This is a genomic window from Streptomyces sp. PCS3-D2 (assembly GCF_000612545.2).
Classification (GTDB): domain Bacteria; phylum Actinomycetota; class Actinomycetes; order Streptomycetales; family Streptomycetaceae; genus Streptomyces.
The window spans coordinates 1,250,225-1,273,155 of the sequence record NZ_CP097800.1; the positions used below are offsets into that span (position 1 = coordinate 1,250,225).

22 protein-coding genes and 1 pseudogene are annotated in these 22,931 nt (G+C 71.1%); 13 read left to right on the forward strand and 10 right to left on the reverse strand.

Annotated elements, in window-relative coordinates:
- Window position 1 precedes the first annotated feature (1 nt).
- From AW27_RS05160 to AW27_RS05170, 3 genes are all read left to right on the forward strand, one after another.
- A complete protein-coding gene (locus AW27_RS05160; RefSeq protein WP_037915936.1) occupies window positions 2-619 on the forward strand; it encodes a helix-turn-helix domain-containing protein in 618 nt (205 codons plus the stop codon).
- Complete coding sequence (locus AW27_RS05165; RefSeq protein WP_037915934.1) at window positions 616-1,116, forward strand: nucleotide triphosphate diphosphatase NUDT15; 501 nt, start codon at window positions 616-618, stop codon at window positions 1,114-1,116. The genes AW27_RS05160 and AW27_RS05165 overlap by 4 nt, the downstream gene beginning before the upstream one ends.
- A gap of 160 nt (window positions 1,117-1,276) precedes the next feature.
- Complete coding sequence (locus AW27_RS05170; RefSeq protein ID WP_037915931.1) at window positions 1,277-1,558, forward strand: hypothetical protein; 282 nt, start codon at window positions 1,277-1,279, stop codon at window positions 1,556-1,558.
- Between the two features lie 120 nt (window positions 1,559-1,678).
- Here the strand turns inward: AW27_RS05170 and AW27_RS05175 are convergent, their stop codons facing one another.
- The 3 genes from AW27_RS05175 to AW27_RS05185 all read right to left on the reverse strand — a co-directional run bounded on the left by AW27_RS05175 (window position 1,679) and on the right by AW27_RS05185 (window position 6,421).
- Window positions 1,679-3,793: an MDR family MFS transporter gene (locus tag AW27_RS05175; protein WP_052030028.1), complete on the reverse strand. Its 2,115-nt coding sequence runs from the start codon at window positions 3,791-3,793 to the stop codon at window positions 1,679-1,681.
- 71 nt (window positions 3,794-3,864) lie between these two features.
- Window positions 3,865-5,220 (reverse strand): 6-phospho-beta-glucosidase, encoded by a 1,356-nt coding sequence (locus AW27_RS05180; protein WP_037915926.1) that lies wholly within the window; start codon window positions 5,218-5,220, stop codon window positions 3,865-3,867.
- A gap of 211 nt (window positions 5,221-5,431) precedes the next feature.
- Entirely contained in the window at window positions 5,432-6,421 is a 990-nt protein-coding gene (locus AW27_RS05185) for a helix-turn-helix domain-containing protein (RefSeq protein ID WP_236647443.1), read from the reverse strand.
- A gap of 216 nt (window positions 6,422-6,637) precedes the next feature.
- Here AW27_RS05185 and AW27_RS05190 point away from each other — a divergent pair, with 216 nt between their 5' ends.
- From AW27_RS05190 to AW27_RS05200, 3 genes are all read left to right on the forward strand, one after another.
- Window positions 6,638-7,306, forward strand: coding sequence for a helix-turn-helix domain-containing protein (locus AW27_RS05190; RefSeq protein ID WP_037915924.1), 669 nt, complete (start codon window positions 6,638-6,640; stop codon window positions 7,304-7,306).
- A gap of 64 nt (window positions 7,307-7,370) precedes the next feature.
- Window positions 7,371-7,928 (forward strand): toxin-antitoxin system, toxin component, encoded by a 558-nt coding sequence (locus AW27_RS05195; protein WP_172671252.1) that lies wholly within the window; start codon window positions 7,371-7,373, stop codon window positions 7,926-7,928.
- Window positions 7,925-9,094, forward strand: coding sequence for an MAB_1171c family putative transporter (locus tag AW27_RS05200; protein ID WP_037915921.1), 1,170 nt, complete (start codon window positions 7,925-7,927; stop codon window positions 9,092-9,094). Before AW27_RS05195 ends, AW27_RS05200 begins: the two co-directional genes overlap by 4 nt.
- Window positions 9,095-9,178: 84 nt before the next feature.
- On the opposite strand, the gene AW27_RS05205 is transcribed toward AW27_RS05200, so the two are convergent.
- The 3 genes from AW27_RS05205 to metG form a co-directional block, all read right to left on the reverse strand.
- Window positions 9,179-9,955: a bestrophin-like domain gene (locus tag AW27_RS05205; RefSeq protein ID WP_037915918.1), complete on the reverse strand. Its 777-nt coding sequence runs from the start codon at window positions 9,953-9,955 to the stop codon at window positions 9,179-9,181.
- A 52-nt stretch (window positions 9,956-10,007) separates the two neighbouring features.
- Window positions 10,008-10,562, reverse strand: a complete 555-nt coding sequence (locus AW27_RS05210; RefSeq protein ID WP_304949830.1) for a hypothetical protein — start codon at window positions 10,560-10,562, stop codon at window positions 10,008-10,010.
- A gap of 258 nt (window positions 10,563-10,820) precedes the next feature.
- Window positions 10,821-12,536, reverse strand: a complete 1,716-nt coding sequence (gene metG / locus AW27_RS05215) for a methionine--tRNA ligase (RefSeq protein ID WP_037915916.1) — start codon at window positions 12,534-12,536, stop codon at window positions 10,821-10,823.
- A gap of 386 nt (window positions 12,537-12,922) precedes the next feature.
- Between metG and AW27_RS05220 the strand changes: the two genes are divergently transcribed.
- Together AW27_RS05220 and AW27_RS34350 are read left to right on the forward strand one after the other, a co-directional pair.
- Window positions 12,923-13,552, forward strand: coding sequence for a sigma factor-like helix-turn-helix DNA-binding protein (locus tag AW27_RS05220; protein WP_236647442.1), 630 nt, complete (start codon window positions 12,923-12,925; stop codon window positions 13,550-13,552).
- Window positions 13,553-14,358: 806 nt separating this feature from the next.
- Window positions 14,359-15,057, forward strand: a pseudogene (locus AW27_RS34350) (IclR family transcriptional regulator domain-containing protein); the annotation flags it as partial.
- A gap of 637 nt (window positions 15,058-15,694) precedes the next feature.
- On the opposite strand, the gene AW27_RS05230 reads toward AW27_RS34350, so the two are convergent.
- Both AW27_RS05230 and AW27_RS05235 read right to left on the reverse strand, forming a co-directional pair.
- Window positions 15,695-16,054: a hypothetical protein gene (locus tag AW27_RS05230; RefSeq protein WP_037915913.1), complete on the reverse strand. Its 360-nt coding sequence runs from the start codon at window positions 16,052-16,054 to the stop codon at window positions 15,695-15,697.
- 14 nt (window positions 16,055-16,068) lie between these two features.
- Entirely contained in the window at window positions 16,069-17,373 is a 1,305-nt protein-coding gene (locus AW27_RS05235) for an NsdA family TPR-like regulatory protein (protein WP_483316552.1), read from the reverse strand.
- Between the two features lie 575 nt (window positions 17,374-17,948).
- Between AW27_RS05235 and AW27_RS05240 the strand changes: the two genes are divergently transcribed.
- From AW27_RS05240 to AW27_RS05255, 4 genes are all read left to right on the forward strand, one after another.
- A complete protein-coding gene (locus AW27_RS05240; protein ID WP_169435287.1) occupies window positions 17,949-18,086 on the forward strand; it encodes a hypothetical protein in 138 nt (45 codons plus the stop codon).
- A gap of 14 nt (window positions 18,087-18,100) precedes the next feature.
- Entirely contained in the window at window positions 18,101-19,291 is a 1,191-nt protein-coding gene (locus AW27_RS05245) for a cupin domain-containing protein (RefSeq protein WP_037915910.1), read from the forward strand.
- Complete coding sequence (locus tag AW27_RS05250) at window positions 19,288-20,193, forward strand: aldo/keto reductase (protein ID WP_037915907.1); 906 nt, start codon at window positions 19,288-19,290, stop codon at window positions 20,191-20,193. The genes AW27_RS05245 and AW27_RS05250 overlap by 4 nt, the downstream gene beginning before the upstream one ends.
- Before the next feature lie 184 nt (window positions 20,194-20,377).
- Window positions 20,378-21,028, forward strand: coding sequence for a hypothetical protein (locus AW27_RS05255; RefSeq protein WP_236647441.1), 651 nt, complete (start codon window positions 20,378-20,380; stop codon window positions 21,026-21,028).
- A 68-nt stretch (window positions 21,029-21,096) separates the two neighbouring features.
- Here the strand turns inward: AW27_RS05255 and AW27_RS05260 are convergent, their stop codons facing one another.
- Window positions 21,097-21,399, reverse strand: a complete 303-nt coding sequence (locus tag AW27_RS05260; protein WP_304949831.1) for a helix-turn-helix domain-containing protein — start codon at window positions 21,397-21,399, stop codon at window positions 21,097-21,099.
- Between AW27_RS05260 and AW27_RS05265 the strand changes: the two genes are divergently transcribed.
- Window positions 21,367-21,915, forward strand: coding sequence for a hypothetical protein (locus AW27_RS05265; RefSeq protein ID WP_304949832.1), 549 nt, complete (start codon window positions 21,367-21,369; stop codon window positions 21,913-21,915). The genes AW27_RS05260 and AW27_RS05265 overlap by 33 nt on opposite strands.
- On the opposite strand, the gene AW27_RS05270 is transcribed toward AW27_RS05265, so the two are convergent.
- Window positions 21,872-22,663, reverse strand: a complete 792-nt coding sequence (locus AW27_RS05270) for an IS5 family transposase (RefSeq protein WP_304949834.1) — start codon at window positions 22,661-22,663, stop codon at window positions 21,872-21,874. The two genes, AW27_RS05265 and AW27_RS05270, sit on opposite strands and share 44 nt — an antisense overlap.
- Between the last annotated feature and the right edge of the window lie 268 nt (window positions 22,664-22,931).

Sequence of the window (22,931 nt, forward strand, 5' to 3'; positions counted from 1 at the left end):
CATGGCCCCCGAGAAACAGGACGAGGAACTCGCCGACGTGCTCACGGCCGTGGGCCCCCGGCTGCGCGCCCTGCGCCGACAGCGCGGCACCACGCTGGCCCAGCTCAGCGAGACCACCGGCATCTCGCTCTCCACGCTCTCGCGGCTGGAGTCCGGGCAGCGCAGGCCGACGCTGGAACTACTGCTCCCGCTGGCCAAGGCGCACCGGGTGGCCCTGGACGAGCTGGTCGGCGCGCCGGAGACCGGCGACCCCCGGATCCGTCCGCGCCCCTTCGTCCGGCACGGCCACACCTACGTGCCGCTGACCCGCAACTTCGGCGGGGTGCACGCCTACAAGCAGATCCTCCGGCCCGTCGAGGGTCCGCAGCCGGTACCCGAGTTGAAGGTGCACGAGGGCTACGAGTGGCTGTACGTGCTGTCCGGCCGAATCCGGCTGCTGCTCGGCGAACACGACCTCGTGCTCGAACCCGGAGAGGCCGCCGAGTTCGACACGCGCACGCCGCACGCCTTCTGCAACGCCGGTCCGCAGCCTGCCGAGTTCCTCAGTCTCTTCGGCCCCCAGGGCGAGCGGATCCACATCCGAGCCCGGCCCACCACTCCTCCGGAAGGACGTCCATGAGCACCACCGGCGCACGCCCCGAACGCCCCGAACGGGCCGTTCCCCAGCCCAATGCCGTCGTCGGCGTCGGCCTCGTCGTCATCGGCCGGGACGGCCGGGTGCTGCTCGGCCAGGCCCACGACGGGCGCTGGGAGCTGCCCGGCGGCAAGGTCGACCCCGGAGAGGGCTTCGAGCAGGCCGCCGCCCGGGAGCTCGCCGAGGAGACGGACCTGAGGGTGGACCCCGAAGGGGTAAGCGTCCTGTCCGTCCAGATCGACGCGAAGTCCGGTCTGACCCGGCTGACGGCGGCCGCCGTCACCCGCACGGCGCAGGGCGTTCCGGCCGTCACCGAGCCCCACAAGATCGCCCGCTGGGAGTGGTTCGCGCCCGCCGAGATCCCTCCGGCGCTGTACGCGCCCTCGGCGGCGGTGCTCCGCGCCTGGCGCCCGGACCTCACGGAACTGCCGCACGTCCCCTCGTACGACTATCCGACGGCGGTCCGTGGTCCGGGCATCTGAGGGCGCCGACGGCCGCGGGGCCCCGCACTCCGGGGCCCCGCCCGGCCGGCGTGATCCATGGGATCCGCCAGAGCCTGTCCGGCCAATGATCACCGAGCGGTGATGTGACGCTCGGTTCCATTGCCTTGCCGTTCCGACACCGGCCGGCGATCCTGGGCCGGTGCCAGGGCAGCGAAAGAGGAAACGGCGACAAGAGGCTGAGAGGCAACGGCTTGCTGCTCGCACCGCGCCGGACGCGGGGCAGTGGGAACTGATCTTCGAAACGCAGGACGAGGCGGGGTTGCGCGCACACCTGCGCCGTCTTCGGGAGTCGCGCATCGACGAGTCGATGATCCGGATCGACGTGCTCTGCGGCCGGCTGGTGCAGCCGACCACCTATCGGCTGAGCCAGTTCGTGACGGACCCCCTGTGTGATGCCGACCACGAGCACTCCGATCATTGATGTCGTGGCAGGTCGCGGTGAGTTGACGGACGCGGCGCGGGAGCGGATCGAGCCGCTCGCTACCGCGCCGGAGTCGTCCTGGCCTCGCTGGTCCTCTGGCTCCGCGAACCAGGCGGGTGATCAGTTGTCAGACAGGGCCTGGTGCCGCACGACCATCTTCGGGGCGAAATTCCCCTCGCCCAGGTCCTCGGCCAGCAGCCGCTTCGCGATCGCGTCCGCCGCGACCCTCAGTTCGGCACTGCGCGGTCGGCCCCGGTCCTTCTCCAACTCGTCGCCGAGCCACGTGGCCCATGCCTCCGAGATGACGTCGGCCTCCCGGCGGCCGGCCGGTGTGAGGCTGAAGAAGGCGGCTTCGCGGCTGAGGAAGCCCTCCTGCACCATCCGTTCGAACGTCGGGAGCAGCACCTCCGGGGGCAGCGAACGCCGCCCGGCGATCAGGCCGATGCTGGCGTAGCCGATCGTCCGGGTCATCAGTTCCACCTGCATCACCGCCCACGCGCCGGCGATGTCCAGCCGGGTGTCGGAGGATTCGACGATCGCCCGCGCCGTGTCCGAGCCCATGTTCCGCACGATTCTGCCGACCGCCAGCTCCAGCAGCTTGGCCGAGTCGCCCGAGGCCGTGGCGGGCGAGCCGAAGCCGTCGCCCATGTCCGTGGACCCGGCGCGGGCGGTGTCGCGCAGCTTGACCTGCTTGAGGAAGAGCGCCACGACGAACCCGAACACCGCCACCGGCACGGTCCAGAGGAACACGGTGTGCAGGGCTTCCGCGTAGGCCTCGATGACCGGAGTCGCCGCGGCCGGATCGAGCTGGTGCACGCCCTGCGGGGTCGAGACGGCCCGGGCCAGCTCCGCCGGATCGTTCCCGGTCGCCCGAGCCGCGTCCGCGACCGCCTCCTCCAGGGCGGGGCCCAGGTGGTTGGCGTAGATCGTTCCGAAGACCGCCGTCCCGAAGGCGCTGCCGAGCGTACGGAAGAAGGTGACCCCGGAGGTGGCCGTGCCGAGGTCGGCGTAGTCGACGGTGTTCTGCACGGCGATCGTCAACACCTGCATGGACAGGCCGATGCCGACGCCGAGGACGAACATGTAGAGCGACTCCAGCAGGGTGTCGGTCCCCGGATGCATCCGCGACAGCAGGTACAGGCCGACGCCCATGACGGCGTTGCCGACGATCGGGAAGATCCGGTACTGGCCGGTCTTGCTGACGACGTTTCCGCTGAAGACCGAGGCGAGCAGCAGCCCGAAGACCATGGGCAGGGTCCGCACGCCCGAGATCGTGGCCGAGTCCCCGTCGACGTACTGCAGGTAGGTCGGGAGGAACGTCATCGCGCCGAGCATCGCGAAGCCGACGACGAAGCTCAGCACGGAGCACACGGCGAAGACCGGGTTGCGGAAGAGCCGCATCGGGATGGTCGGCTCGGCGGCGCGCGTCTCGGCCAGGCAGAACAGCGCCAGGGCAACCGCGCCGCCGGCGAACAGGCCGATGATGACGGGCGAGGTCCAGGGGTACTCGTTGCCGCCCCAGCTGGTGGCCAGGATCAGGGCGCTGGCGCCGATCGCCACCAGGGCGATGCCGAGGTAGTCGATGACCGGCCTGCCCGAGGCACGTACCGCCGGAATCGTTCTGGCGGCCGCGATGACCACCATGATGGCGATCGGGACGTTGACGTAGAAGCACCACCGCCAGGTCAGCTGGTCGGTGAAGAAGCCGCCGAGCAGCGGCCCGATCACGGTGGCGACGCCGAAGACGGCGCCGATCGCGCCCTGGTACTTGCCGCGTTCGCGCAGGGGTACGACATCGGCGATCAGTGCCATCGCGGTGACCATCAGGCCTCCGGCGCCGACCCCCTGGACCCCGCGCCACACGATCAGGAACGTCATGTTGCTGGACAGGCCGCACAGGAAGGAGCCGCTGATGAAGACGATGGCGGAGACCTGGAAGATCAGCTTCCGGCCGAAGAGGTCGCCGAACTTGCCCACGAGGACCGTCGCCACGGTCTCGGCGAGCAGGTAGGAGGTCACCACCCACGACATGTGGTCCCCGCCGCCCAGGTCCCCCACGATCGTGGGCAGGGCGGTTCCGACGATCGTCTGGTCGAGGGCCGCCAGCAACACGCCCAGCATGATCGTGCCGAAGACGACGTTGCGCCGCCGCCGGTCGAGCACGGGGGGCGCCGCGGACGCGGCGGGGGCAGTGGTCACATCTCGCACTCTCACAGCCCGCCCACCGCGCCGCATGCGGCACTGGGCCGTCGGAGGGAAGCCCGCACGGCCCGGCGCACTCCCGGCCCCGGGCCGGGCGCGGCAGGTCAGCGCAGGTGGGCCAGGCCCGGATGGGCCGCCGCGTAGCCGTCCAGCAGCCGCCGGGCCACCGCCACGGAGTCGACCAGGGGATGGAGCGCGAAGGCCTTCACGGCGTCCGCCCGGGCACCGCTCGCCGCCGCCGCCAGGATCTCCCGCTCCGCCGCCTTGACCGCCGTCACCAGCCCGACCGCGTGCAGCGGCAGCTGCTCGACGCCCAGGGGGTGGGCTCCGTTCGCGTCGACCAGGCAGGGCACCTCGATGACCGCCCCGGCGTCCAGGACGGAGAGCGTCGAGCCGTTGCGAACGTTGAGGATCAGCGTGGCCCGCTCGTCCCGGGCGATGGCCCGCATCAGCGCGAGGGCGACCTTCTCGTAGCCCCCGGACTCCAGGTCGCTCTCGTCGCGCTCGCCCGCCCCGGCCGCCTCGCGGTTCTCGGCCATGTAGGTGGCCTCGCGTTCGGCCCGGGTCCGCTCCCAGGCGGCCAGGGCCGCTCCGGCCGGCAGCCCGGCCCGGCCCGCCTCGGTGTAGAAGCCGCGCTGCTGGTCGCGCAGGAAGGCCCCGCGGGTCTGCCGCGCCTCCCGGTACGCCCGTACGGTGTCACGGTTGAAGTAGTAATAGTGCAGGTACTCGTTGGGAATCGCGCCGAGCGAGCGCAGCCACTCGGCGCCGAAGAGGCGCCCTTCCTCGAAGGACTCAAGCGCCTCGGTGTCGGCCAGCAGCCTGGGCAGTTCGTCACGGCCGCCGATGCGCAGCCCGCGGACCCAGCCCAGGTGGTTGAGGCCGACGTAGTCGATCCAGGCGTCCTGCGGCCGGGCCCCCAGCAGCCGGGCGATGCGCCGTCCGAGGCCCACGGGCGAGTCGCAGATGCCGATCACCCGCTCGCCGAGCTCCTCGGCCATGGCCTCGGTGACCAGGCCCGCCGGGTTGGTGAAGTTGATGACCCATGCCTCGGGCGCCGAGCGGGCGATCCTGCGGGCGATCTCCCGGACCACCGGAACGGTCCTCAGTCCGTACGCGATCCCGCCCGCGCCCACCGTCTCCTGGCCGAGGACGCCTTCGGCCAGGGCGACGCGCTCGTCCGCGGCACGCCCTTCGAGACCGCCGACGCGGATGGCGGAGAAGACGAAGTCGGCCCCGCGCAGGGCCTCGTCGAGGTCCCGGGTCGCCGTGACGGCCGGGGCGTCGGGCACCGCGGCGGCAGCGGCCAGGTCTTCGAGGACGCGCGCCACGGCGGCGAGCCGTGCGGGGTCCTCGTCGTACAGCGTCACATGGGACACCCGCCCCTCGGCGTGGTCCCCGAGCAGCGCCCCGTAGACGAGCGGTACCCGGAAGCCGCCTCCGCCGAGGATCGTCAGCCGCACGTCCCTACCGCCCTTCACCAGTGCTGATGCCGCTACGGCCGCCGGTCCGGATGCCGGTGCGGGGTGCCGTACAGCTGACGGCACCCGTAAGCCGTACCACCCTCAGGGCTCCCGCCACCGCCGGTGCCACGATCGATGACACGATCGGTGGCGCGATCGGTGGCGCGGGCCCTTGGGCGGGCACCCGCGCGCACCAGTGTGCCTCCGTCGGTCACTCCACCGGTGACGGCACGGCGCGCAGCCTGGCGCCCTGCGGGCGCGGGACGGCCGCGCCCCCCTGCACGGGGCCCGCCGGCACCCCCTGCGGCCCGGACAGGATCAGGGTGATCCGGGTGAAGCCCATCTCGTCGAGCATGCGGCTGGTCTCGGCCACCATTCGGCAGCGCACCAGGCCCCATCGGGGATCGGGGTGGCGCACGGTGCGCACCGCCCCGTCCTGCTCGGCGGCCTCCGGCCCGCGCTTGCTCAGCCAGTGGGGGACGCCGTAGCGGTAGGCCGCTTCCATGAACGGGTCACGCGCCACCTCCTGGCGGATGCTGCACAGCCCCTCGTCCTCCGGGGCTTCGGCCAGTGCCGCCGCGAACTGTGCGAGCAGCGGTACGCACCAGGCGGGTTCGTGATCCTCCAGCACGGCCGCGGCGTCCGGGTGGAACAGCACGAAGCGCAGGAAGTTGTCGTCCGGCAGTGCGGTCGGGTGCGGCCGTACGGACTGGAAGAGGTGGTCGAAGGCCGAATTGGTGAGGGCGACGTCCCACCGGTGGTCCACGAGGAAGCTCGGGTAGGGCACGGCTTCCATCAACGCCGCGTAGTCGCACAGGTAGTCGCGCTGCGCGGGGTCTTCGGGGAGCCGGTTCTCGTCGGAGGCGCGCCACGTGGGCGGCGGGTCGCGGTCGACCATGACGCGGAAGAGCCAGAAGCACTGGCGCTCGCTCATCTCCAGGGCTTCGGCCAGTGCAAGGAGCTTGCGGTCCGTCCACTCCTTGACCAGGCCGCGTTCCCAGTTACCATACGCGCGCACGCTGATGCGGAGCCGGGCGGCGAGGTCCTCCTGGCTCAGCCCAAGCTCTTCACGACGCTGGCGCAAAATCTCCTTGCGTCGCTCCGACCGCACGGCGCCGCGTGCGGACTCCTCGCCGGCCAGGCGTTCTTCACCGGCTCGGGCGAGGCCATCGGACGGGCCCACCGCTGCGAGATGTGGCACTGAGAGCTCCCCCTCCTCCGGTCTGGATCTTCATTTCCGTGTGGCGATCCTGCTACCGACTTCATTCGAGTGTCAACTATTGTGGCAATTCCAGCCTCTTGACAGCTCATTCCCGCCACAGCTGTGGCACGTTCTAGCCCTTCGGGTCGAGAGCGGCTAGATTCCAGAAGCCGACCATGTGCCGTACCGACTTCGCGCGATCTAGGAGAACCACTGGTGACAGACGGCTTCCCGGCTCCCGTCGCGGTGGCCGACGCACCCCTGGCCGCGACCATCGCCCGCGTGGCCGAACTCGCGGGCAAGATGGGCCGCGACCTCAGCCAGGTCTTCGACCTGCGACGCCTCTCGGAGGCTTCGGGCGTACCCACGGATGTGGTGAAGACCCTGCTCGACGGCAGGCCGGCCGGCGAACCCGACCTCCAGGCCCGCTTCCTCCAGCGTCTCGACCTGCTCCGGCGCACCCGCGTCAAGCCCAACGGCCGCCGCTACACGCAGCAGGAGATCGCCGACGGCGCCGGGATGTCGCGGCAGCAGGCGGGCGCCCTCATCAACGGCGACCGCCGCCCCACCATGGAGCACTGCGACGCGATCCAGCGCTTCTTCGGGGTGCACGCCGGGTTCCTCACGGCCCACGACGCCGACGCCCTCACCGACGCGCTCCAGCGGACCGAACAGCAGCTGCTCCAGGACTACGCGGGGCGCGCGCGGGAAACCGTACCGGCCGGAGCCGCTTCGGCGGGCGATCCGCTGGCAAGACTCCTGCAGAACCACGGCGTACGGGGGATCGCCTGGCGCGCCGCCCAACTGCCCAGCGACAAGCATCGGGACAAGGTGACCGAATGGCTGGACATGCTCCTCGAAAGCGTCAAACCGAACGAATCCTGACCCAGTCGAAAGTCTGGGTCTGATCCTTGAGTCCTGATCCGGATCCGCGCCGACGGGGAGAACGGTGAGCATAGGCAGAGAGCAGCGGCGGTTGTGCGGGGAGCTGGTGGCCGGCATCCGGCTGACCGCCCCCGTGGAGCCCGTGGACCTCTACGCTGCCCTCTGTGAGGGCATGAGCAGACACCGCGGCCGCCGGGTCGACTTCCGGATGGCTTCGTTCCCGCCCCGGACGGCCAGCGGTCTATGGCTCGACATGGCGGACCGCGATCTCGTGGTCATCGAGGAACGCACCGCCCCCGACCACCAACTGGTCATCCTGGGACACGAGCTGTGGCACATGAAGGCCGGCCACTGCAGCCACCATGTCGACGGAGCCGCCGTCGCCGCCCGGCTGTTGTCCGACGAGGCCGACATCGGCGAGACGGTCCGCAGGGTCGCCGCGCGTACGCGCGCCGACGTCCAGGAGGAGACCGAGGCCGAGACCTTCGGTTTACTGCTGGGCAGCCGCTGCAGGAACTGGCTCGTCGGGTCGGCGGGCCACCGGACTCCCGCCAAGCGCGACGACCTGGCGGGCCGGATCGAGGCCTCTCTGGGATACCGGGGACTGAGGAACGACCGTTGACCGGTGAGGACTACTACATACCGGCAGCAGCGATGGCGATCTCACTCGCCTTCAAGCTGCCGGCCCTGCGGCACAACTGGCGCGACCCGCTCCTGCGCTCGGTCGTCGCCCTACTGGCCCTGGCCGGGGCCGTGTTCGCCTTCGCCGCTCCGCCCACCATCGCGGCGGTCAACCGCTGGACCGGGGTGGCCAACTTCTCCGCCCCGCTGGTCTACTGCCTGATCACCGCCTTCAGCGCCTCCTGCCTGGTGCTGATGGTCAACTGGCGGGGCGGGCCTCCCGACCGGACCAGGCTCGTCTCGCGCCGCTGGATCCTCGGCTACAGCATCGTGATCGTGGCCCTGATCGTGTTGTTCTCCCTCGGCGAGACCCCCGCGGAGCGCCTGCGGGACTTCGACACCTACTACGCGAACACGCCCTACGTCGGCCACATGATCGCCCTCTACCTGCTGGCGCACCACGTGGCGGCGGTGGTGATGGTGGTCCTGTGCTGGCGCTGGTCGCTGCAGGTCCGCGGCTGGCTGCGAGTCGGACTGATGATCATCGTCGTCGGCTACATCTTCAACCTCGGCTACGACGCCACGAAGATGACGGCCGTGGTCGCCCGCTGGCTCGGCAACGACCTGGACGGCCTGAGCACCTACGTGGCCCCGCCGCTCGCCTCGCTGGGCGCGCTGATCAGCGCGATGGGCTTCGTGGTCCCGCTGGTCTGCCAGCGGCTCTCGGACCACTGGCAGACCTGGGCCACCTACCGGCGACTCGGCGCACTGTGGCAGGAGGTGCAGATCTCCGCCCCCGCCGGAACGCCCTCCGTGCAGATGGCCTGGTGGTCCGCGGCGGAACTGCGCGTGATCCAGAGGGAGTCCGACATCCACGACGGGTTCCTGCACCTCGGCCCCTACTTCGACAAGGGGCTGCGCGACGACGCCTATGACAGCGCCCTCGCCGGGGGAGCCGACGAGGAGACCGCCCGGGCCGTCGGCGACGCCGCCATGGTCGCGGCCGCGGTACGGGCCCGCGCCGCGGACCCCGAGGGGCAGATCCTCGGCGAGGACGAGGAGACCCTGCCCGACGCTTCCGACGGACCCCGCGACCTGCTGCGAATCTCCGACGCCCTGCGGCGCTCGCCGGTCGTGCAGGCGGTCCGGCGGCAGGTGGCCGTCTGACCGCTGCCGGGCCTCTGACCGCTACCGACCAGTCGGGCGGTGGTGCGGCCACCCTCCCGGCCACCCTCCCGGCCACCGCCCCGCTCAGCGGGCCGCGGCCACCGCCGTCCTCGGGAACAGCTCCTGGAACGGCCCCGCCGAGTCGATCCCCTCCCGTCCGTACGGCGCGTCGAAGCTCCACACCATGAACAGCAGGAACACGATCAGCGCACTGAACAGGCCCGCCAGCAGCAGCTCGCGCCCGGAACGCCGGATCTGCAGAGTGAAGATCAGGCCGACGGTGACCACGCCGCCGACCAGCAGCCCGAACCACACCACACCCGGCAGCGTCGACTCGGAGTTCTGCGTCCGCGAGTGGCGGGCCTCGTCGGCGGCCGCGATGTGGTCCAGCAGCGGCTGGTAGGCCTGGGCCTGCAACTCGGTGGCCGGACTCTGGTGGGTGACGGAGGTACGGAGCTTGCCGAGCAGCTCGCCGCCCTCGGCGGACGCGCTCTCGCCCGCGGTCAGCAGCGGCCAGTCCACGGCGACGGTGTGGGCGACGTACGCGTCCACCTCCCCCCGGATCCGGTCGCGGACCGCGGCCGGGTAGACATCGGTGCGCTGGGTGACTTCGTACAGCGCCTGCGCCTCCCGGCGCACGCTGTCCTCGGCGGCGCCGCGCGCCTCCCATACGCCGGCGATGGCCAGGCCGAGCACGATCGCGTACACCACGCCCACCATCATCGTCATGTACTCGATGACGTCGGGGGTTTCGCTGGTGTCCTCGTCGGCGGCGGCCCGGCGGTGCCGGATCGCCGTGAAGGCGAGGACGAGGGCGCAGACGAGCACCATGGCGATGGCCAGGACCAGCCATTCGGACACGTGGATTCTCCCGGTGTGGATCGGTGGACGGATCGGGGGGCGGGCTGCGGGGTCAGCCGCGGCCCTTGGAGCGCGGGCGCAGGGCGGCGGCCGCGAGCACGGCGGGGGTCGTCACCACGACCATCAGCGTCACGGTGGACATCCCGCCCGGAGTGCGCCGCTCCAGGGCGACCGCACGGTACGGACGCACGTGGAAGGCACTCACCCGCGCGGCGGCGGCCCGGGGCCGCGGCGGAGCCGGCGCCCCGGCCGGGACCGGCCCGCGCTCCTCCGGGACACGGGGTGGGGGCGGCGGCGCAGCAGGCGGCCCGGCGGCCTCCACGGCGGCCGGCGGATCCGCGGGCACGGGCGGCGGCGCCGTCGACCGCTCCGGCTCGGGGAGCCGCCCGGGGTGGCGCACCGTCGGCCCGCCGAGGCCGGGCACGGCGACCCGCACCCCGGGCCCGGCGGACGGCGGGGCGACGGGGCGCCCGGGCCGACCGCCGGGCACGCACAGGTCGACGCGCGCCCCGCGGCCGTGGCCGTCGCCCGCGACCGCCACGTGGCCGTGGAGCGGACAGAGCGCCGCCACCAGACCCGCACCGGCGAAGTACTGCCAAGCGGTCACCGCGCGTCCTCCCTGTTCCGCAGCAGACATGAGGGTTACGTCTGAAGAAACGATCACGTCCCTGCTTCGACACGCGGCGGACCGGTGCAGATCGAAGCCGCCGGCACCGGACGTCCGCGGGCCGGGTGGCGGTCCCCTGCCCCGTCCGTAACCGGGCGCCGGGCCCGGTTACGGAAGGACGCCCGGGTACGCCGGAGGGGCACGACCCTGTGGTCGCGCCCCTCCGTTCGGTTCGGACGGCTTCCGGCCGCCCCTGCGTCAGCCCGCCTCAGTGCCGCCGAAACGCTCGCGGTAGGACTCCAGGTCCTCCTCGGTGATCCGGGCGAAGAGCACCGGCGGCACGGTGAACGGGGTGCCCGCCGGGACCGCGTCCAGGGCCTTGGCCTGCTCCGGGGTCACCCACGTCGCGGTGTCGTCCGCGAGCGCGAACGCCGAGCGCATGGCGCGCGCCGAGGCCGGGATGAACGGCTCGGAGACCACCGAGTACAGGTGGATGAGGTTCATCGCGGTGCGCAGGGTGAGCGCCGCGGCGTCGAGGTCGGTCTTGACCTCCAGCCAAGGGGCCTTCTCGTCGAGGTAGGCGTTGCCGGCGGACCACAGGGCGCGCAGCGCGGCGGCGGCCTTGCGGTACTGGAGGGTCTCCATGTGGCCCTCGTACTCGGCCAGGAGCTCGGCGATCTGCTCGCCCAGCTTCGCCTCGGCCTCGCCCGCGGGGCTGCCGGCCGGGACCTCGTCGCCGAACTTCTTGCGGGAGAAGGTCAGCACGCGGTTGACGAAGTTGCCGAGGGTGCCGCCGAGGTCCTTGTTGACCGTGGCCGCGAAGTGCTCCCAGGTGAAGGACGAGTCGTCCGACTCGGGCGCGTTGGCGATCAGGAAGTAGCGCCAGAAGTCGGCCGGGAGGATCTCCAGCGCCTGGTCGGTGAAGACGCCGCGCTTCTGCGAGGTGGAGAACTTGCCGCCGTAGTACGTCAGCCAGTTGAAGGCCTTGACGTAGTCGACCTTCTTCCAGGGCTCGCGGGTGCCCAGCTCCGTGGCGGGGAACATGACCGTGTGGAACGGGACGTTGTCCTTCGCCATGAACTGGGTGTAGCGGACGTCGTCGGCCTCGTACCACCAGGCCCTGTAGTCGCGGTTGGCCGGGTCGGCGTCGGCCCACTCCTTGGTGGAGGCGATGTACTCGATCGGGGCGTCGAACCAGACGTAGAAGACCTTGCCCTCGGCCGCCAGGTCGGGCCAGGTGTCGGCCGGTACCGGGACTCCCCAGTCGAGGTCACGGGTGATGGCCCGGTCGTGCAGGCCCTCGGTCAGCCACTTGCGGGCGATCGAGGAGGCCAGCTGCGGCCACTCCTCTTCGTGCTCGGCGACCCAGGCCTCGACCTCGTGCTGGAGCTTGGACTGCAGGAGGAAGAGGTGCTTGGTCTCGCGGACCTCCAGCTCGGTGGATCCGGAGATGGCCGAGCGCGGCTCGATCAGGTCCGTGGGGTCCAGCACCCGGGTGCAGTTCTCGCACTGGTCGCCGCGTGCCTTGTCGTAGCCGCAGTGCGGGCAGGTGCCCTCGACGTAGCGGTCCGGCAGGAAGCGGCCGTCGGCGGGCGAGTAGACCTGCCGGATCGCGCGCTCCTCGATGAAGCCGTTCTCCTGGAGCTTGCGCGCGAAGTGCTGGGTGATCTCGGCGTTCTGCGGCGAGGAGCTGCGGCCGAAGTAGTCGAAGGACAGCTCGAAGCCGTCGTAGACCGCCTTCTGGGCGTCGTGGGCCTGGGCGCAGAACTCGGCGACCGGGAGGCCGTTCTCCTTCGCGGCGAGCTCGGCGGGGGTGCCGTGCTCGTCGGTGGCGCAGATGTAGAGGACGTCGTGGCCGCGCTGGCGGAGGTACCGGGAGTACACATCCGCGGGAAGCATCGACCCGACCATGTTGCCCAGGTGCTTGATCCCGTTGATGTACGGAAGCGCGCTGGTGATCAGGTGTCGAGCCATCCTCGGATGCTCCATTTCCTCTGTGCGGTGCGACGTGGCGTCACGGACTGTGAGTGCGGTCATCGTATCGAACCGCCGAAACGCCACGCGCCGCGTTTTCCGGGTGGACGCAAAGCAAAAGCGAGGACTGTGACCTCTCCGTCACGGCCCTCGCGATCGGGCCCATGGTACAGCGGGACGGTGGCGCGCCTGACCGGAGGACCGATCGGTGATACGGCGGCACCGGCAGGCGGCATATGCATTCGTGCTGGCTGGAGCCTCGTGCGATCGACAACGATCACGGTTCGATCATCTGCGACGCATTGCTTCCCAGGTTTCTTCTCCGCGCCCCCCGAGTGCGCCCGTGCTGCTTTCCTGTTCTGCGCACCAGGGGATGAGGTGAAGCGGTGAGCGATGGCGGACCGGAGGAGCCCGGTGGGGCGGTGGGACTGCCGAGCCGGCGTCGGCGGCCGACGCCCATGAGCCAGTGGGACCCGACGGCCCGCCTGTCGTACTGGGCCTTCCACGCCAACCGGCGCCCCGCGTACATGCGCTTCGCGTACCTTCAGCTGGGCTCGGACGAGGCGGCCGAGGCGGCGGTGGACGCCACCTTCGACTCGATCATGGGCGACTGGCTCCGGATGCTCCACATGGACCGCCTGGACGCCTACGCGTGGACCGTCCTCAAGCACTGCCTGGTCGACCGCCAGCACCTGCCCCGCCCCCGGCAGCAGGAGCCGGAGCCGATGGACATCAGCGCCTTCGAGGCGGCCCTGAAGGAGGCGCACGCCGACCAGTACGAGGTGCTGACCGACACCATCCGCTTCTACTCCGCCGTCTCCCGGCTCGCCGAGCGCCAGCGCGACGCCGTACTCCTGCGCTACGGCCTCCAGTGCACCCCCGGTGAGGCGGCCTCCGTGATGGGCGTCGACGAGGCCACGGTCCGCTCCCACCTCGGCCAGGCCCACCGCCGCCTCGCCCGGCTGCTCGACATCTCCGCCGACCCGGCGGAACCGACCGAATCGGCCGAGCCATGAGGCGCCGGGACCGGCCGGACGGCGACCCGGCGCCCCGCTCGCTGGCCGAGTTCCTCGCGCGGGCGGGCGTCCGCGACCGCTACCGCCACTACGACCTCGGCGCGGCCGAGGCCCGGCTGCTGCGCGCCACACCCCACCCGGCCGTCCCGCACCGTGCCCGGCGCCGGTCGGCCCACGGCTGGAGCGACCCGGTCCGGGACCGCCCGCTCGACGCCGAGCGGGCCCGGCGCGACCTCAAGGCGATCTGCCTGGACTCCGTGTGCGCACCGGACGCCGGCGCGCACCTGGACTCCTTCGGCGGCACACGCACCGACCTGGCCGGCGCCTTCGTCTTCGGCTGCCTGCTGTACCTCGCCGGAATGCGCGAAGGCGCCCGTTTCTGGTGGCAGTTCGCCGCGGCCTCCGGCAGCGCGCGGGCCGCCGCGGCCGCCTACTGCCTCTTCCTCGACCATTCCCGGCGCGGGGAGCACCACGACGCCCGGCACTGGGCGCGCGAGCTGGGCCGCCGCGGCTTCCGACCGGGCGGCCGGCGGGACCTGCGCGAGATCCGGCTGTGCGCGCAGGCCGCCGTCCTGCGCTACGTCTACCAGTTGGAGGACCCCGACCTCGGGCCGGTGCCACTGCCGAGGGCCGGGCTGTCGGGGGTGCTGAGTGCGTTCCTCCCGCCGCCCGTCACGGTCGCCGCACCGGTGGCGGCGGCCCGGCCGGCCGCCGGGCCGCTGCGCCACCCCGCGCTGACGGCTGCGGCCCGCAGGACCGTCGTCCAGGGCGGCACCACCGAGGCACTCGCGGAGGCCCGGCGCGCACTGGCCGTCGTACGCGTCCTGGAGCGGCGCCCGCTCGGGGTGCGGTTCGGCCAACTGGCACGGGAGTCGGGCCTCGCGGAGGCGGAACTGCGCCCGGTCCTGGCGATGCTGTGCGAGGAGGAGTACGCGGACCGGCCGGGGGTGGGGGTGTACGGGCGCGGCCCGGCCCTGGACCGGCTCGCCGCCCCCGACGGCCACGGCCTGGCCGGGCAGCTCCAGCGCACCCTGGCCCTGGCCCGGGACAGCGCGGGCGCCGCGGTGTACCTCAGCCGGTACGCGGCGGGCGAGGTGCACATCACGCAGATGGCGGCCGGACCGGCGACGCCGCCGGTACGCGAGTGGGTCGACTTCCGGGACGCCGCGCACGCCAGCGCGGTCGGCAAGTGCCTGCTGACGCAGCTCGACCACGACCGCCGCGCCGACCACGTGGCCCGGCACCGGCCCGCCCGGCTCACTCCGCAGACCATCACCGACAGCCGGGCGCTGTTCACGGCGCTCGACGCGGTGGCTCCGGGCGCGCCGGTCTTCGACCTGCTTGAGTACGCGCCGGGGGTCGTCTGCTCGGCCGTACCCATCGCCACGGGGGGAGCCGCGGGAAGCCTCGCGCTGTCGCTGCCCGCGGCGCACGCCCACCGGCTGCGCCCGGCCACCGAAGCGCTGCGGCGCAAGGCCGTACCGGTCCTCCTCGCCCTGCTCCTGACCGGTGCGATCCCCCCGGACGCCGCGGCCTCCCCCGACGTCGAACCGGGCCCCGCGGCCGGCCGACGCGACACGCGGCCGATGCGGGCGCCCGTCACCCCGGAGACCCTGCGCCACCTGCGGCTGCTCTTCCGTACCCCGCTCGCCGAGGCCGCGGCGGCGGCGCAGGGCCCGCACCTGGTCAGTGACACCACGGCGGCGGCCGCCTACCTCTTCGAGGCCGCCCCGGACGGCTCCGCCCCGCGCCTGTCCCTCCCCCACACCTTCACGTCGGTGACCCCGGGCAGCCTGATCCGCCCGACGGGCCTGGTGGTTCTGGGTACGTGAGCCGGCACCTCACCCGGCCGGCCGCGCCGCCGCCGGGAAAGCCGCCGAACCCCTGGTCACCTGCCGGTCGCACCACCGCCCGGAAACGCAAAAAACCCCAGGTGAACTGGGGTTCCTGCTGGTGTCCGAGGGGGGACTTGAGCTCTCCACTCGGGCACCAGCCCCCAACCCATCTGACCTGGGGAAACGCCCGTCGGCAGGCTTGATTCCGGCGGGCGTTTCTCCTTGTCTTTCCTGCTGAATCAGTCCTTCTCGGGCCCCTGTTGGTCATGCGTTGGTCACGTGACCAACCCTCCGGCTCTGGGTCTGATCAGGACTTTTCGATGACCTCGAAGATGTCGGCGTCCGTCTCCTGCTGCCATGCCGGGAGGTCGGGCCAATCGGCGACGTACCCCGCCTTGGGGTCCTCGAAGTGCTTGAACATCTGCGCTGTCCAGCACGTCGCGACGAACCGGCCCTTCTGCTCCCGGGACAGCTTGGCCGTGTGGCCGTCACTGAGCTCGATGAACTGGCGGACCTGCTCGTAGACGGCGCCTGCGGCGTCGCGCTCCCACTGCGGCGTGTCCTCCCAGGGGGCGACGTACCCGGCCTTGGGCTCCCCCGGGAAGTGACGGCGAACCCCATCGATCCAGGCTTCCCGGAACACTCGTGCGCCTTCGACCTGCGACATGCCAACCCCTCTCGTCACGGCGTGCTCAGCGTGGCGATCTCCGCCCCCAACTCCGCTACGCGGTGGTCCTTGCTCAGGGGGCCGAACTCATCGCACAGGGCTTGGAGTCTACGGGCGACGTATCCGGACGATGATGCTTGGGCCAACTGGACGGCCTCCCGTCCGTACGCGACGACTTGTTCGGGGTCTCGCCGCTTGGCGCCGATGGCGGCGAGATCGGTCAGTACCGAGCCTCTGCGTCGGTAGGACTGGCCGGACGCAAGCTCGGTCTGTTGAAGCGCACCCTTCAGGGTCTCCTCCGCCAGATCGAGGCGTCCAAGCTGGACGTAGCGTGCGCCCCGTTCCTCGGCCAGGCGGCTGCCATCGAAGCGCAGCCATCCACCGTTGACGCTGTCCTCGGTCAGCTCCGTGACCTTCTCCGCCTGGTCGAGCGCACGCTCGCACCCGTTCAGGTCTCCCATGCCGGCGCATGCCTCGGCCTGAACTGCGGCGACCCAGCACCGCGTGGCGAGGGTGCTGTCTCCCCGTCCGGCCAGCCTCTCGGCCAGTGACAGGAGCTGCGTGGCCTGGCGGTATCGTTGATCCGACATGTCCACGTAGGCGTGCCGTACAAGGGCGCAAGCCCACAGGTCGAAGGCTCCGGCGTCCTTGCTGACGGAGGCGGCCAGGGCGTAGGACGCTGCGGCGTCCGTGTACCGGTTGGCGTCGAAGGCGACCTCCCCGGCCAACTGGAAGAGGTCAGCCGCTGCGTGCAGGAGCGGGCGGGAGTTACCCCGGTTGCCTGCTGCCAGAGCTTCGTTCAGCGTCGCGAGCTGGTCACGGACGACGGGGTAGACAGAACCCTTGGAACGGGCCAGTTGGTACACCTGCCACTGGTGGCTGTTCATCCGCAGGGAGCCGGATGGTGCGCCCCGGCGCACCCCCTCCGTGAGAGCCTCGGCCTCATCCAGCGGCAAGGCGGTGAGGGCTCCGCTGACTGTGAGGATGCGGAGTAATTCGCGGCGGATCATGTCGTCGGGGTCTCCCGCGCCTGGGTGGTCACTGGACTGGTGCCCTGTGGCTTCCTGGCTGGCGGCTGTTGGCTGCGTCAGGAGGGCGTCAAGCTCGATGAGGGTGACTTCGAGGGCGTTGGCCAAGCCCCGTCGCTGAGGTGGCTGGGGTTCGATCCTGCCGCTCTCCCAGCGTCCGACCGTTGTTCGGTCTACCCCGAGTAACTGAGCCAATTTCTCCTGACTGTAGCCCAGGGCTTTACGTCGTTCCGCCAGTCCCATGACGGTTCCTTCCCCTGATCTGAGCCCCGCTGCTCGCCGTGCACGGATCTGCGTCAAGCCTGCCGCACGGATGCCGTGGAGCGCTCGGACTCCCTCCGGTTTCCTTGGGGTTGTCGCAAACGGGCACGGTGGTGAACCTGCGGAAGGGCGCGGACATGGCAGCACAGAACGAGACGTCAGACGGTTACCAAGGGTCCGGACGGACTCCGGATCTTGGCGTCGAGCCTCGCGTTCTCATGACGCTTCGGGTATCGCGTGACTCCGGCCGCACCTGGGAACAGGGCACCAGCGTGAAGGCGGGCGACCCGTTCGTCATCCTCTCCGACCCCGGCCGGTATCCGCCATGCCTCTGCGGTCGGTGCACGGATAACAGCTCGCCGTCCGCCAGTTCGCTGCGTCAGGCCACGATCGAGCCGAGCACGACGTGATGTCGGGCTTAGGCAACTGGGTTCTGCGCCGGTTCGGCCGGTACGCAGGGGTGCTCTGCCTGGCCGTGATCTTCGGCGGTGTGGCGGTGTTCTTCGCCGGAGCCCTTGCGACGCGGTAGCCGCCTCGAAGGCTGCTGCCTCCCGTTCCTCCCGCCGGACTCCCGGCGGGTGTTTCCGAGTGGAGAGGTAAGACCGATGGTGGAAGAGAACACCGGATCGGTGGCGCCCGAGGGGGGTGGCCTGCTCGTCGCGAAGCGGAAGATCGTCGCCGCGCGCACCCGCGCCGAGCAGGAGTCGGACGTCAGCAGTGGCCGTTCCGACGGCAACGACTGACGGGAGCGCCCACGGTGCTTGATGCAGCCTCGTGGGCGGGGCGTCTGGGCGGGGACGCGTTCCTCGCCCAGACGTACCACCGCTCCTACGCCCACTTCCCCGGTACCGCCGACATGGCGAGTGACCTGTTCTCCTGGGACGACCTGAATCGGATCATTGCTTCGCAGCGACTGGAGCCGCCCCGGCTGCGCCTGTCGGCCGACGGCGAGATGGTCCCGCTCCACCGCTACGCGATCCCGACCACGAACCGCCGCGCGGTCACCTGGTCCCGCATCCAGCCGGACGAGCTGCACACCCAGCTCAGAGAGGGTGCGTCGCTGGTCCTCGACGCGGTGGAGAAGATCCACCCTGCTGTGGGGGTGACGGCTGAGGGGCTGGAACGCTTCCTCGGGACTTCCGTGCAGGCCAACGTGTACGCCTCGTGGACTGAGCGGGAGGGCTTCGGCCGGCACTGGGACGACCACGATGTGGTGGTGGTCCAGTTGCACGGCTCGAAGCGGTGGCGCCTGTACGGGTCCACCCGTGAGGCCCCTACCTTCCGGGACGTGGAGTCCCCGGAGGAGCCGGAGGGCGACCCGGTGGCGGACATCGTTCTGTCCCCCGGTGACGTGCTCTACCTGCCGCGTGGCTGGTGGCACGCGGTCACCGCTGACCAGGGGACGGAGTCCCTTCACCTCACGTTCGGCATGGTCCCGCACACGGGGGCAGACCTCATGCTCTGGGTGGTCGACCAACTCCGGGCGTCCCTCGCTCTGCGCAGGGACATCCCGCGGTTTGCCTCTCTGCCTGAGCAGTCGGAGTTCATCGACGCCGTACGTCGTGAGGTGCTGGACACGATGGCGGACCCCCGCTTGATCGAGCGGTGGGCGGAGTCCACCGACACGACCGACCTGGGCCACGCGATCCCCTCCCTCCCGTACGTGGACGGGCTCCCCGCGCGGGCAGAGATCACGGTCAAGTTGACCGCCCCGAGGAGCCGCCTGGCGGCGAACCCCACACATGGCACGGTGACGTTCTCGGCGGCCGGTACCGCCTGGGACTTCGCCGAGTCCGCCGCGCCGGTTCTCGGCACGCTGCTGACCGGTCAGCCGACCACGCTCGGAGCCCTGGCGGACTCCGCCGGGCTGGAGGTTAAGGACGTGGCCGAACTGGCCTGGGCTCTGATCGAGGGCCAGGCGCTCGCAGTCGTGGGGACGGGGTTGTGACCGCCGTCCTCTCCCTGGGGACGTACCGCGTGCGTGCCGTCGGTCTGGCGGCGCGCACCGCCCTGGCGGCCGGTAGCCCGTGGGTGGACACCGCACCCAGCTACGCCCACGGTCGGGCACACGAGGAGCTGCGCCCGGTTCTCGGGGAGTACCCGACTGTGCGGGTAGCCACGAAGGCAGGGTTCTTTACGGCGGAACAGGGCCGTGCCGCTCTGGCCGAAGGCGTGCTCACTCAGGAGGAGGCAGCGAGCAGGCACAGTCTGGAGCGGGCCTTCATCCGCTGGCAGACGGAGCGCTCGTTGGCCGCGCTCGGCCGCGCGGACCTGGTCTTCGTGCACAACCCGGAGCACCACGGGCACGGCCTCGACCGTGCCGCTCTGCACTGGCGTGTACGGGAAGCCTTCACGGCGCTGGAAGAGTTCGCCCAAGCGGGCAGGATCGGCGGGTACGGCGTCGCCACCTGGTCGGGCCTGGTAAGCGGGGCGTTCACCGTTCCCGAGCTGCACGCGCTTGCCCGGCAGGCGGCGGGTTCCGCCGAGCCCCACTTCACGGGGTTGCAGATGCCCGTCAGCCTGATCATGGACGACCTGATCAGACAGGCACTGGACGGCGGCGGATCGCTGATGCAGGCGAAGGACGCGGGGTTGATCACGTTCGGCTCTGCACCCCTGCACGGCGGCGAACTCTTGAATGCCATGACACCCGAGCTGGTGAACTTCATCCGCCCCGGTCTGTCGGCCGCAGCCGCTGCCCTGCTGGCTGCTGGCTCGTGCCCCGGTCTCGATGTCGTCCTTACCTCCGCGAGCACCCGTGAACACTGGGACGATGCGGCGAAGGCTCTGGCTGCGCCCCTGACGGCTGAGGAACTGAGGAGGGTGACCGATGAACTCGCCGCCGAGTGAGGACGTACAGACCCTGATGGAGGCTGCCCACGACAGGGCGGCGAAGGCTCTGGGTCTCACGTGTACCGGTTCGCTGGCCTGGGGGTTCCAAGGTGTGACCCTCGGTCGGCAGGCGGGGGAGCACTGGCTCCGGGTAGGCCGGACGGCCAGGAGAAACGCGGGCAGGAAGCAGGGAGAGGGCATCGTGGGGGCTTCCCTGCTGGTGCCTGATGCGGTCCCGCGCCCGCGCCTGTACGACGTCCACGACTGGACTGACGAGGAGTGGGCCTTCGAGGCCGAAGTCCTCGACTACGTGACGCACCCCGTCGTGTCCCCGGAGCGGGCCGACCTGGACCGCGACCCCGGCTTGCCTGCCGAGTGGTGGGCCGACCTGTGCCGAGCCCTGGCCCTGCTCGCTGGGGCGGAGGGAGTGAAGGTCACTGTCCGGGACGGGTGGATCGAACGCGCATTCCCCCAGTTCCTCGGCATCCCTGCCCCGACCAAGGTGGAGCGGGTGACCGGTCATGGTGACCTGCACTGGGGCAACCTCACGACCACGCCTCTGACCCTGCTGGACTGGGAGCGGTGGGGCCTGGTGCCCTACGGCTACGACGCGGGTCTTCTTCACACGAACAGCCTGCTCGTTCCCGATGTGGCGGACCGCATCCGGCTGGAGTTCGCTTCGGTTCTGGACACCCCAGCCGGCCGAGTCGGGGAGCTTGCGGCCCTGGCGGAGATGCTGCAAGCCGTAGCCCGTGGCTGGTATCCGGACCTGGCTCCGCGCCTACTCGCTCGGGCGGAGTCACTCACGGGCGTTCGGCCGCCGGTCCCACTCCACTCCGAGGTCAGCGGCTGACAGGTCCGCGCATGACAGCGGCCCCCGACGTGACGCCGGGGGCCTGTCCGCGTCCGTGTGCGCCTGTCTCAGGCGCTCTCTCCGAGGTGCCGGTACAACGTGGCACGACCGATTCCCAGGGCCTTGGCGATGGCTGTGACGCTGTCTCCCTTGGCGTGCCGGGCACGGGCTACGGCGAGCTTGTCGTCATCCACAACGGACGGACGACCGCCGACGTTGCCCTTAGAGGCTGTTGTCTTTCCGAGTTTGATGACGGCGTTTTCGCTGGTCAGGGGTAGTGGTGGCGTCCGTGTGGGAGTGATGGATCGTTGTTTTCGTCGCTCTCGTGGAGGTCGCGGATGCCGTCGGTTGTCGGACTGCTGGAACAGCACGAGCTTGCCGCCCGTCGTCGCGTGGACGGGCTGCGCGAGGAAGCCGACCGGATCCAGGCCGAGCTCGCGGCGGCCGAGCAGGAGTGGCTGGAGTGGACGATCGCCCGTGAGCGTGTGGGTGCCGTGCTGTCCGCGCCGGGCGGGTGTCCGGCCGACGCGGTGGCCGCCGAACGACCGGGCGGTGCCGGGACGGATGCCGGGGTGCAGGCGTCCGTGCCGGTGGCGGCGAAGGCGAAGTCGCAGGTTCCGGTGTGGCGCGAGGGGCTGGCCGTGACGGCATTGTCGGCGGACTATCAGCGCATCCTGGCCGCGCTCGCGGACCGGGTCCGTCTCGGTCAGGGCCCGCTGACCTGCCAGGAGATGGCCTCCGCCTTCGGCATGGAGACGGTGCCGGCCAAGGTGGAGGCCCTGCGGTCGAAGGCGAAACGCCTGGCCGCGCGGGGCTGGCTGGCCGAGCCTGCGCCGGGCCGGTTCACGCTCGCGCGGAACGTGAGCGGGTCAGGCGGCGGGTCATGACCATGGTCATCGACCAGTAGATCATCGCCTCGGCGCTGGTGGTGCGGCGTTCGAAGTCGCGGACCAGGCGGCGGCTTCGCATCAGGTGGGCGAAGAGCCGCTCGACGATCCACCGCTTGGGCAGCACCACGAAGCCGCGCCTGTCGTCGCTGCGCTTGACGATCGCCAGGACCAGGGCGAGCGTGGCCAGGCAGTGCTCGACGAGGCTGCCGGTGTAGCCGCCGTCGGCCCAGACGAGTTCCAGCCGGTGGTGGGCATCGGCCGCCCGCTCAAGCAGCACCTTCGCGGCGGCGCGGTCGCCGATGTCCGCGCTCGTGACCATCACGCCCAGCAGCAGGCCGAGGGTGTCGACCACGACATGCCGCTTGCGCCCGTTGATCAGCTTCCCGCCGTCGAACCCGCGGCTGTCGGCGCCGACCACGGCGTCCGCCTTGACCGACTGCGAGTCGATCACGCCGGCCGTCGGCTCCGCATCCCGACCCGCCTCCTGGCGGACCCGGCCACGCAGCCGGTCATGAAACTCCTGGACCAGCACGTGGTCGCGCCAGCGGCGGAAGAATGCATAGACCCGGTCCCACGGCGGGAAGTCGCCGGGCATCGCCCGCCACTTGATCCCGTTGTCCACGAGATAGCGGATCGCGTCCAGTATCGCCCGGTGGCAGTACGCCTCCGGCTGCCCGCCGCGGCCGCGCATCCAGCCCGGCACCGGCAACAGTGGCCGGACCACGGCCCACTCCGCGTCCGTCATGTCCGAGGGATACCGCCGAACACGCTCCGGATGATCGGCCGCATTCCCGAACCTGTGAGCGACACAATCACACGACGGTGCAGCCGAGTTGGACTTCACCGGCGTGAGCACGTACAACTGCGGCAACAGGGTCTCCTGGATCTCGGTTGGCTTCGCAACCCCGAGCTACCAAGAGGCCCTGCCTTCATGCCCGCGGCCAGCCGCGATCACCCGATCGAGACTCCCGTTCGACGCCCACCCCTCAAGATCGGAACGACAACAGCTACTT